Origin of the sequence: Pedobacter sp. AK017, assembly GCF_014200825.1 — a bacterium.
In the GTDB taxonomy this organism is placed as follows: Bacteria; Bacteroidota; Bacteroidia; order Sphingobacteriales; family Sphingobacteriaceae; genus Pedobacter; species Pedobacter heparinus.
In genome coordinates, this window is sequence record NZ_JACHCW010000013.1 from 170918 (window position 1) to 180759 (window position 9842).

The 9842-nt window shown below is 40.9% G+C and carries 13 protein-coding genes; 7 read left to right on the top strand and 6 right to left on the bottom strand.

What is annotated here, in order from left to right; genetic code table 11:
• Positions 1–3: 3 nt before the first annotated feature.
• From HDC92_RS18560 to HDC92_RS18575, 4 genes are all read right to left on the bottom strand, one after another.
• Entirely contained in the window at positions 4–582 is a 579-nt protein-coding gene (locus HDC92_RS18560) for a TlpA disulfide reductase family protein (protein WP_183876621.1), read from the bottom strand.
• Between the two features lie 744 nt (positions 583–1326).
• Positions 1327–1926: a hypothetical protein gene (locus HDC92_RS18565; protein ID WP_183876622.1), complete on the bottom strand. Its 600-nt coding sequence runs from the start codon at positions 1924–1926 to the stop codon at positions 1327–1329.
• Positions 1927–1967: 41 nt separating this feature from the next.
• Entirely contained in the window at positions 1968–2273 is a 306-nt protein-coding gene (locus tag HDC92_RS18570) for a hypothetical protein (RefSeq protein WP_183876623.1), read from the bottom strand.
• A 666-nt stretch (positions 2274–2939) separates the two neighbouring features.
• Positions 2940–3119: a hypothetical protein gene (locus tag HDC92_RS18575; RefSeq protein ID WP_183876624.1), complete on the bottom strand. Its 180-nt coding sequence runs from the start codon at positions 3117–3119 to the stop codon at positions 2940–2942.
• Positions 3120–3460: 341 nt separating this feature from the next.
• Between HDC92_RS18575 and HDC92_RS18580 the strand changes: the two genes are divergently transcribed.
• Positions 3461–3766: a hypothetical protein gene (locus HDC92_RS18580; RefSeq protein ID WP_183876625.1), complete on the top strand. Its 306-nt coding sequence runs from the start codon at positions 3461–3463 to the stop codon at positions 3764–3766.
• Here HDC92_RS18580 and HDC92_RS18585 read toward each other — a convergent pair.
• Positions 3724–4128, bottom strand: a complete 405-nt coding sequence (locus HDC92_RS18585; protein ID WP_183876626.1) for a hypothetical protein — start codon at positions 4126–4128, stop codon at positions 3724–3726. The two genes, HDC92_RS18580 and HDC92_RS18585, sit on opposite strands and share 43 nt — an antisense overlap.
• A gap of 139 nt (positions 4129–4267) precedes the next feature.
• Here HDC92_RS18585 and HDC92_RS18590 point away from each other — a divergent pair, with 139 nt between their 5' ends.
• The gene (locus HDC92_RS18590; RefSeq protein ID WP_183876627.1) at positions 4268–5191 is read left to right on the top strand and encodes a helix-turn-helix transcriptional regulator; all 924 of its coding nucleotides are present in this window, start codon (positions 4268–4270) and stop codon (positions 5189–5191) included.
• On the opposite strand, the gene HDC92_RS18595 is transcribed toward HDC92_RS18590, so the two are convergent.
• The gene (locus HDC92_RS18595; RefSeq protein ID WP_183876628.1) at positions 5166–6425 is read right to left on the bottom strand and encodes a FecR domain-containing protein; all 1260 of its coding nucleotides are present in this window, start codon (positions 6423–6425) and stop codon (positions 5166–5168) included. The two genes, HDC92_RS18590 and HDC92_RS18595, sit on opposite strands and share 26 nt — an antisense overlap.
• Before the next feature lie 371 nt (positions 6426–6796).
• Between HDC92_RS18595 and HDC92_RS18600 the strand changes: the two genes are divergently transcribed.
• The 5 genes from HDC92_RS18600 to HDC92_RS18620 form a co-directional block, all read left to right on the top strand.
• Positions 6797–7366 (top strand): MauE/DoxX family redox-associated membrane protein, encoded by a 570-nt coding sequence (locus HDC92_RS18600; RefSeq protein ID WP_255484590.1) that lies wholly within the window; start codon positions 6797–6799, stop codon positions 7364–7366.
• Positions 7367–7559: 193 nt separating this feature from the next.
• Positions 7560–7790 (top strand): hypothetical protein, encoded by a 231-nt coding sequence (locus HDC92_RS18605; protein WP_221270980.1) that lies wholly within the window; start codon positions 7560–7562, stop codon positions 7788–7790.
• Between the two features lie 69 nt (positions 7791–7859).
• Entirely contained in the window at positions 7860–8906 is a 1047-nt protein-coding gene (locus HDC92_RS18610) for a hypothetical protein (RefSeq protein ID WP_183876630.1), read from the top strand.
• Between the two features lie 106 nt (positions 8907–9012).
• Positions 9013–9372 (top strand): hypothetical protein, encoded by a 360-nt coding sequence (locus tag HDC92_RS18615; protein ID WP_255484591.1) that lies wholly within the window; start codon positions 9013–9015, stop codon positions 9370–9372.
• Between the two features lie 93 nt (positions 9373–9465).
• Positions 9466–9842: DUF6266 family protein (locus tag HDC92_RS18620; protein WP_221270981.1), on the top strand; the 377-nt coding region annotated here is incomplete at its 3' end.

Genomic DNA, 9842 nt, shown 5'->3' on the forward strand with positions numbered 1-9842 from the left:
TGGTTATTGGTTTTTTCCTTTTCGGTTAATGAACTCTACAGGCTCACCCTGTATTATTTTGCGGATGGTTTCGGCATTGAACTGTTTTTTGCTGGGCACTGCCAGTAGCTTGCCATCCTTAATCCAGGCTATACCATATCCGGTTAAATACCGGAGCAGCATTACTTTATTGAGTAAGGTATCGCCGGTTATGGAAGGCCAGATCCAGCCTTTCTTTTGCATGAAAGGGATGCCTTTTGCTGCACGGTCATAAACCTGCACAGGTATTACTACCAGCTGATCTTTAAACTCATCTTTTATGGAATGCAGGTAATCGAGCGATTCTACGCAGGGATGGCAGTAGGTTGCCCAGAAATCGAGAATGATGAGTTTGTTGCCGTAATCTTTAAGTTTAAGCGTTGGCTTGTTTTGAGGATGGTTGATGACTGTAAAATCCTTGTTCCATAAAGTATCGGGAATTTTATCGCCAATTTTGATGGGCTGGATTATGCTTGGCTTTTGTTTGATTGCCTGGGCATTGGCTTTGAGGCTGAAATTTAGGCAAAGCGCGGCCAGGACGATGAGTTTTGTCGTTTTAAACATGTGAGAATAGGTTTGTTAGTTAATTGATTAATTCGGAAAAACAGGGTGTGATTGGGCAGGCCCCGCTAATCTGGTGGACAGATAATGAGTAAGAAGGAACGGTTTTGGTTGGCTTGGTTGGCATTTCTCATATTTGTTAATTGTTTTTGCAATTTAAAATATGAGCCTCTGGTAGCTAGTGCCGGTGCACAAAAAATGGATGCACTATAGCGGGCTCTAAATACCGCACTTCCAGGCTTCTCACGGCCTTGGGAACGGATTTACAATAGAGCCCATAACGCTATAGTGCACCCCTAAAGGTATGCAAAATATTCGTTATGGGCATTAATCTATTGTCTCTTCCCTTGAATTGTGAGAATTTGGAAGTCGAGACTCTTGATTAATACTTCATTTTAGAAGCATTATGTTGTTTTTCTGTTTAATTTAATCAATATCTATATGGTTAATTGTTATATGTAAATATAGGAAATAATTATGTATTTGCCAAATAATTTAAGTGAAAATTGCTATTTAATTTAGTAATTGTTTTTTGGTTGTTTTCTGATTGTTGTTATGCCCTGGTTTGCCAATGGCAAGCAGTTGTTTGTAGGTGTAGGATGGGTGTTTAAGGACGAATGTTTATTTGAAAAGGATGGGGGAGTAAATAACGGAAATTTTTAGTAACTTACTATAAAGTGCCGGAGTACCCTGCTTAGCAATCGGATGGTGCTATGTTTTAATCCCGCAGGGTTATTTTGGCAATTTTTAAAGGGATTGGATCTCTTTTATGGAGAGGCCGGTATATTTCGAAATCTTCTCAATGGGCTCGTTATCCGCTAACATTTTACGAGCTATAACAACGGCTTTTTTGTGTTCGCCTTTAGCTTCGCCTTCGGCTTTATTTTTTTGCAATAGATATTCTTCCGTTCCCATAGGTATAGTTCTTCCTAATAGTTGTTCAACTTCTGTTTCAAAGATACTCATCATTTTCTTACTTTTAAATTGTACATAGTATTTAATAAAATTCATAATGCCTTTATGTTTAGCATTATCTATGTTCCTTCTGGTCAGTTCAAAGTTCAATTCATGTTTGATTGCCTTTAGGTCCAGATCATCTGCATTTTGATTTTTGATGGCCGCCAGGGCTACCAGGATAACAATGGCAAAGGGATTAGGGTTTGCTTTTAGCGCTGCTCCATCCTGATCCAATATTTTATAAATATTGTATTCGTAGCTGAGTTTGGTCCCTAAATATTCTTCTACATAAGGCTTGGGCCTGAATTTTTTATTACTGCTTGTTAAAATGGCCAGCGCTGTTATAGATACATTGTACTTGTCTTTCATCAGGTACCAGTAGCGGAGCATTCTTGTGCTGAAATCTTCTTTACCTTTTTGATTTTGTACTTCTATATGGATGGAAATCCATTTTCAGCTCCATCTTTCAGGAAAACCTTAACCAGTTTATCAACGTAGCGTACACGCCCGGTACCATCTTCTTCATTGGGGAAAAAGGAATCAAATTCTTTGTCCAGGTACTCGAATTTCTTCTCCATATCAAACAGTGTATCTGCATCCGGGAAGAAAAACCTGATGAAATCTTCGGATATGTCCTCAAAAATGGCTTTCCATAAAAAATCATCTCTCCGGCGTGGCTTTCTTCTGGCTTTCCTCTTTTGTTTAGGTAGTACAGTTATACACGGCTCTTCTGGCATTTTTGCTGGTTTAGGTTCAGCAAAGCTACAGTGATGATAATTGTAAAGCTTGCTTTGGCAGAAATTCAGCTAATTTTGCGGTTTTTGGCGATATGCTGAAATATAATATGGTTAAAGGTTAAATAGGTAGGGGAGGGTAGTTTTTAGAATGTAATTTGGGTTGGTTGGCTGCTGTTTTTTGTGCTGCACAATAAAATTATATTCCTGACGCCTGTCCGTGATTTCATAGCGGCCTTCCTCAATATGTATAAATGTAGAAATGGGTTGATGAGACTGGAATTTTATTGGGAGTGTGCCGTACCTAAAACCTTCATTTCGAAATATGATTTGGCATAATGCTTAATTGACAGGTTATTTTACGGAAGTTGCCAATATGTATCTTTTTAATGCAGACTTTAATGATTTTTGCGGTTGAGATTGAATAAGACTCCTTGTATAAGGGTTGTGTGTAATCAGTCCGTTTGTTCATTTTGCTCATTTAGTGAGCTCATTTGGTTTTTATGCCCGGCAGCATGGATGTGTTGCCGGGTATAAGTTTTGGGGCCAGGTCGTTATCTAAGAATAATAAGAAAATTTTTAGTAACTTACTATAAAGTGCCGGAGTACCCTGCTTAGCAATCGGATGGTGCTATGTTTAATCCCCGCAGGGTTATTTTGGCACTTTTTTTAAAGGGATTGGATTTCTTTTATGGAGAGGCCGGTTAATTCCGAAATCTCATTGATGGGCATGCCCTTTGCAATAAGCTTGTGAGCCATTTCAACTGCTTTTTTGTGTTCGCCTTTAACCTCGCCAATCTCAACGCCTTCGGCCTTACTTTTTTGCAATAAATATTCTTCCGTTCCCATAGGTATAGTTCTTCCTAATAGTTGTTCAACTTCTGTTTCAAAGCTACAGTGATGATAATTATAAAGCTTGCTTTGGCAGAAATTCAGCTAATTTTGCGGTTTTTGGCGATATGCTGAAATATAATATGGTTAAATAGGTAGGGGAGGGTGGTTTTTAGAATGTAATTTGGGGCGAAAATAAAGGTTCTCCAGGATAATTACCCATACAATTCAATTTGCCTGGAGGAATGGGATGTTTTTGTAGGCTATATGATTACGTTTGTCGATAATACACGCGTTTGGTAGAAACCAGCTTGGGATTTTGCTAAATTTCTGCGATATTTATTTTATAAGCTGATTAAATGATTACTGTTACCGTCCTCGCAATTGTAGATTTTGAAACTAAGGCTGAAGCTATGCTTACAGGGGTAATGACCAAAAGGTTGGAACGTTTTGCCCAGGAATTACAGGCTTATTTAGAAAAAGTGCTGCAGGATGAAAGGGTGTGTGATGAGCTGGTTGTTTATTTAAGTTATAATAGCAATTATGCAATTAGGTGGATGGTGGTAAATGATGTGCCGGAGCATGTTACGGATGTTGTTGGCAGGAGGTGTGCGAAGCTGGGCTATGTTGTTTGGAAGGGTGTGGATTTGTATAATTTTAAGTGATCAAAGATGATGCTTGCTGTTTTATCTAAATAAGCTGCTATCGCATCCGCAATCATCTCTGGCACAGTTTCGCAATTCGCTTTCTCCAGCTGATATTGCTCTTTTGGATCTTTAGAGATGTATACGCCTTTTTGGGCATCAAATTTTAAATAGCCCAGGTCGAAAAAACGCTCTTCAATTTGTGCTGTTGAATCCATAGCGTTGAATCGCATTTCCTTTACATCCATTGTGCGTTTATTAATAAGCAGCCATTTGTAATGGTCTTTCTTTTCTGTAGCTGACAAAACGTTATTCAGTTTGATTTCAACAATACACAATTGCTGGTTATCCAGAAAGTAAAGGCATTCGAAACTTACAGACATGGTTACATTTTGTTGTTAGGCCAAATTTACAAATTTGTTTTTGCCGACCTATAGGCTGTTTAAAAATTAAGAAACAATTTACTGTATAAGGCACTTCTGTTGTTGCATTAATTTACCTTTTTCCAAACGAATTAAAATTATGCAATCTCAAATTGAACTTCATCTGGCAGCCCTTACATCGGAACAGGTTAAATGGGATGCTTTGGCGGGTTATAGTAGCCTGCCCTTGCAAACGGGCATTGCCCAAAAAATTATGCTCGCCGAAGGACAGTTATTGGTACAGTCGGTTAGCCTTTACCTGGCGCATATTGAACTGTTTGAATACTGTTTTACGGAAAAGACTTATATCGATTTTTCGGTATTTGAACCTGCCTTTTTTATGCATGCAGATCTGAACCGGAACTGCTGTTATTTGTGTTACCGCCCGCCGGGCCGGTACAGGAAAACGGTGCCTGCAGGTTCAAACCAGGTGATGCTGATCACTTTCAGGGCCGACTGGCTGATTTATAAAAGCAGCAAGTTAAAGGAATTGAAACCATTGACCGCTTCATTTTTTGATGCCAGGTGCAGGGAGTTGAGCCTGGCCCCTCTTGGCATAGCACACAGCCTGTTTAAATCGTTAAAAAAAATGGATGCCACCATCAATGATCCGAATACAGATGGTGATCATATTTTTACAGCGCAGTGTATCCATAGTTACTACAATAAACTCAGAAATGGTGATACAAGCATGCAGCACCATAGTGCTAAGATTACCGATATTACAGTTTTTATTAAGGAGAATTTCAGGTCGGAAGCAGCAGAGAACCTGCCCGCCCTTGCGCTAAGGTTTATGGTATCGGAAAGAAACCTGGCCCGTTTGGCCAAAATGGCCTTTGGGATACCGTTGCACGAACAGGTGATTAAGTTGCGGATGGAATATGCACAAGAGCTGCTTTTAACTACCGATAAGCCTGTGAAAGAAGTGGCCTTATTGAGTGGTTATAAAGAACCCTACTATTTTAGCAAGGCTTTTAAAAAGTATTATGGTAAATGCCCTAAAGCTGTTGTTGCATTACAGTAACCCGTTTGCCATCCACTTTGAAACGGACTTTTGCGGTAAGCTCCAGTGATTTCAGGATATCTTGCATATCAGCTGATTTTGTCATTACACCACCCAATAGTTCATTTCTTTTATGGAGGTTAGACTGATAAATTACTTCTACATCATACCAGCGTGCAATAACCAGCATCACGTTTTCTAGTGGCGTGTTTCTGTAGATATAATCGCCGGTTCGCCAGGCGATGGCTTCGCTTGCGTTCACCTTGTTAACGGCTATTTTGTTTCCTTTTAAAACAGCCTCTTCATTTGGTTTAAGCATTATACCTTGCTGTTCCTGGATTGGAATCAATGGGTCGGCCAGGGATGGATCGGCCCCTTTTAAGCTTTTAATATCGCTTAAAGGGCTAACGCGCACCAGTCCTTCCAGTAGCGTGGTTTTAATTGCTGGTTCATTTGGGTAGGCCTTTACATTAAAATGTGTGCCCAGAACTTCTATTTCCTGGCCTATGCTGGCTACAATGAATGGCAGGCGTTTTAAACCATTTGCTGTGGCATAGTTAACCTTGGCTACTTCGAAATATGCTTCTCCGCTTAACTGGACCAGGCGCTTTTCTGTATTGGTAAAGCTTGCCGGGAGCTTTAGGGTGGAGGTGGCATTTAACCATACCCTGGTGCCATCGGGCAATTGTACCTGATACACTACACCATGAGAGGTGGACACACTTGCCACACCAGCGGTACCTGCTGCTGATATCGGGGTTCCATCCTGATAGGTGAGTTTGTTTTCTGTTAGCCTGATGCCACCCTTTGTTTCATCAAGAGCAATCTTTTTACCATCTGCAAAAGTGAGCACTACCTTGTTTAAACCTGCTACGATTAGATTGCCGGGATTGGAAGGTACCGAGGGTTTTAAAAAGAAGCAGGCCAGGGCTGTAATTATAAATAAAATTGCAGCTATAGCTGTAAAGCGCAAAACTGCTGTTTTTTTATGTTTTACGCGCAAAGCATTATGGTAATATTCAAGTTTCATGCTGGCAATGCCATCCATTGCCGCAATCAGATTGATCTGCAGTTTATTTGCACAGATTTTTTCATCTTTTTTATCCTCATTCAGATAGGCGTTGAGCTCGTCGTAATGAAGGCTGCCAATAATGCGGTCGTTTTGGTAAACCGGTAAAGATTTGTATTTATCCTTATCCATCAGCGCCAGCGCTTCGCTAACAGGCTGCTGAGCATGTAATTTAATCGGATTCAATTTTTTTAGAATATGATACGTTAATTATAAGTAGTGTTTATTGTTAATGTGTGTTAAATATATATAATTTCTTTTTGCAAACCACAAATTTTGCGTCGCTTATGTATTTGTTGCTTGCTTGATGTTCAGTGTTTTAGATGAAAAATAGGCTTAACATGTGAAAAGAGGGGAATGAATAAAAAAAAGCAATTTGTTTTTTTTATTCATTTTCATGTTGTGCCGGAGATTTGAAAGTAGAGTATCTAAAAGCAATTTGAAAAATACGCCTTTTTATGTAGTTGAATTGACCGAAGTAAGCACCAGAACTCAACAGATTAAGTATTTCATAAGGTTTTTGCACCTCGTATTTTTGGTTAACAGAAAAATATGCCATGAGAGAACAAGAAAAAGCCGTTTTAAATTTTAATCAGAACAATATGAATGCAGATAGGAAAAGATACTATTGCCTGATGCTGCTTGATGCAGTCAGGTATCTGTTTATCCTGCTGTTTTTATATGCAGCATTTAGTAAGCTGTATGACTTTCAGAAGTTTAAGGTGCAGCTGGGGCAGTCGCCCATACTTTCAGATTTTACCTTGCTGGTTGCACTGCTTGTACCTGGTGTTGAGGTTTTGATTGCTATAGGTTTGGCGTTTAGGCGCAGTTTGTTGCCGGCCCTTTGGGCCAGTTATGGTTTGATGTGGATGTTCATTGTGTATATCATAGTGATTTTGAAATTCACTGACAGGCCGGTTTGCAATTGTGGTGGCGTTTTGGAACAGATGAGCTGGGATGTGCACCTGCTGTTTAACATGGGCTTTGTGGTGTTAAGCTGGATAGGACTGGGATTAGGGCTTCATCAGGAAGGTCGGTTTTGGGTTTGGCATAGCAGCAGATCCCGGAGTGTGTTTGTTAACACACCAACCCGTCATGCTGAACCGCGACGTCATTTCGACCCTTAGGGAGAAATCTCTTGTTTAGGCATAGTTCAAGAGATCCCTCGTCGCTGCGCTTCCATCGGGATGACGGGGTGTGTTAAAAATATTCAATGCGCGTTGAACAGGTGGAAGCCAAAAAACCTGGATATAAGAGAGTAGGCATTAACCTTATAATTTAATTAAAAAAGTGAAAAAACCATTTTTAATTCTCACTGTGTTGGCAATAGTTGCCGTAGGCAGTGTGTTTGCAACAGCAAAGCGAACAGGAACCACTTTACAGGGTTCGCCTTACAATGACCAGGGTGCATGTGCCACTCCGAGCAATTTAACTGGCACCTGTGATGTCAACTACACTACCAATGCCTGCCAACTGTGGTCAGGGGGAGATGCCTTCATTCAGAATGAAGAGACTGGTTTTTGTACCGTAGCATTGTACAGACAGAACTAGTTGTTGACAGCCATAAATGGCCCGCCAGCTTAAGCTGTAGCGGGCCATTTATCCCAAGAAGAAACCTATATGAGAAAATTTATCTACTTACTGATCGTTGTTGCTGTATTGTCATCCCTGCCGGTGCTGTATTTTGCCATCCGCTATGCGGTTAAACAAAGCGCTGCTACCTATAACTTTAAAAGGAAGCTGCTTGGGGTGGTTAAAGGTTATAAAACACTGGACTTAAAATACAATTCCTATTACATTGCCGGTGATGCTGGAAGTTCCGTTTACCTGGCCAGTGGAACTGCCATAGGCCATTTGCTGAAGGTTGGGCCTTTGTTAAAGGATACGGTAAGTATTCGCCTTGAACTGAACAGGCAGGAGGTAAAGTTAAAGGGCAGCTATAAGGCTTATGTAGATTCCAGCTCTTTTTACCTGTACAATGGATTGGAACGCAGCATCCTGAAAGGTAGTATTGGTGTTTGGAAGACAGCGGTGTATGACATAAAAGCCCCATACTTTGCACAGCTGCAACCCTTGGGCACACAAACGATGGTTTTCCGTTTTATAGACACGGATACCCGGGCGAATAGTTTGCGCAAGGTAACAGGAAGCGGAGAAAGCATGAGCAATACCGGGATATTTGAAAAGCAGGTAGATGGTCTGTTTTGTACAGACGGCATGCTGAGGTATAACCGGCAGCTGCACATGCTGACCTATGTGTACCATTACCGCAACGAGATCTTGCTGATAGACACAAACCTGAACCTGGTAAAGAAAATAAAGACCATAGACCCGGTAGATTCGGCCCGCTTTAAGGTAGACCAGCTGCGTGCTGAAAAATCATTCACCTTTGCTTCGCCTACCTTGATGGTAAATGCGAACTGTTCAAACCAGGGCAAATATTTGTTTATACAATCGAAGCTGATGGGTAAAGGTGAGGATCTGACCTTGTACAGGAAAAGTGCGGCAATAGATGTTTACGATCTGGAGAAACAGGTTTACTGTTATTCGTTTTACCTGCCCAAATATAAGGATGTACCCATAAGCAGTTTTAAGGTATTGGGAAACAGCTTATATGCAGTGGCAGGGCAATACCTGACCAGGTATGCACTGGAATTGCCGGAGTGAAGGTAGGCAGGTAGCATCACACACAAAAAAATGCTTTAAGGAATGACATGCCTGAAAGCGAAGGTGCCAAAATTATGGGACTTTCAATTGAAATTAATGTTTAAAGATGATGTGCAATAATGAATTGTTGCTTAGCATTTACAAAATGAAAGACAGGCAGGCTTGCCTGGTTTTTAAAAATACAGGTAAACCCTGTAAACTCTTTAATTTAATAGAAGTACTGCACTTTGCAGGTGAAATGAAACTGTTAAGTGTAGCCATTGATACCGGAGCTGCACAAAACTATCCTTATTGTTTACGTTGTGCCGATGGCCTGGAACACAGTTTAAAGTGCAGGTTTGTACAGGAGGTAGTGGCATTGGAGCTTTGGTTTAAGGAGCAGCTAAGGTTTAGCTGGCAGGGAACGGCAAAGGAGTTCCGCGTGGCGGTAGATAGGATGCTAACAAAACTGCCAAGGTTCTTTTAAAAAAAACTGGCACGATGCCGGGCTGATGCTATCGTTGCTAACCACAGCTAAAAAGGTTGCAAACGTTAATGAACCCATTAAAAAATAGAAAACATGGGAATTCAAATTTGGGGAGCCTTTGGTGGCTTCCAGAAAAAAACCGGTGCGCTGGTAGGGCACTGGACAAACGGGCAGAACGTGATTACGGCCATTCCCCACCCCTCACAAAATCCACCTACGGTGGCGCAGTTAAACATGCGGGCCAAGTTTAAAACAGTAGTTGATTTTCAGCGGCGGTTGACCCCGCTGATCAGGATCGGTTACCAGAATGCGCATAAGGAGAAGCAGACTGCGTTTAATGCAGCTTTTGTAGACAATTATGCAAAAGCGGTTGCTGGCATTGGGCCAAACTACACGATAGACTATGAAAAGTTTGCCTACAGCAAAGGGCAGCTGAGCAAGGCCTATAATGCAGAAATCCTTACTGCTGT

Coding starts and splice junctions, on each gene's coding strand:
- HDC92_RS18575 (WP_183876624.1), bottom strand. CDS start 3,119: ATGGGAACGGAAGAATATTTATTGCAAAAAAGTAAGGCCGAAGGCGTT.
- HDC92_RS18580 (WP_183876625.1), top strand. CDS start 3,461: ATGATTACTGTTACCGTCCTCGCAATTGTAGATTTTGAAACTAAGGCT.
- HDC92_RS18600 (WP_255484590.1), top strand. CDS start 6,797: ATGAGAGAACAAGAAAAAGCCGTTTTAAATTTTAATCAGAACAATATG.
- HDC92_RS18615 (WP_255484591.1), top strand. CDS start 9,013: ATGATGTGCAATAATGAATTGTTGCTTAGCATTTACAAAATGAAAGAC.
- HDC92_RS18590 (WP_183876627.1), top strand. CDS start 4,268: ATGCAATCTCAAATTGAACTTCATCTGGCAGCCCTTACATCGGAACAG.
- HDC92_RS18610 (WP_183876630.1), top strand. CDS start 7,860: ATGAGAAAATTTATCTACTTACTGATCGTTGTTGCTGTATTGTCATCC.
- HDC92_RS18565 (WP_183876622.1), bottom strand. CDS start 1,926: ATGCTCCGCTACTGGTACCTGATGAAAGACAAGTACAATGTATCTATA.
- HDC92_RS18585 (WP_183876626.1), bottom strand. CDS start 4,128: ATGTCTGTAAGTTTCGAATGCCTTTACTTTCTGGATAACCAGCAATTG.
- HDC92_RS18570 (WP_183876623.1), bottom strand. CDS start 2,273: ATGCCAGAAGAGCCGTGTATAACTGTACTACCTAAACAAAAGAGGAAA.
- HDC92_RS18560 (WP_183876621.1), bottom strand. CDS start 582: ATGTTTAAAACGACAAAACTCATCGTCCTGGCCGCGCTTTGCCTAAAT.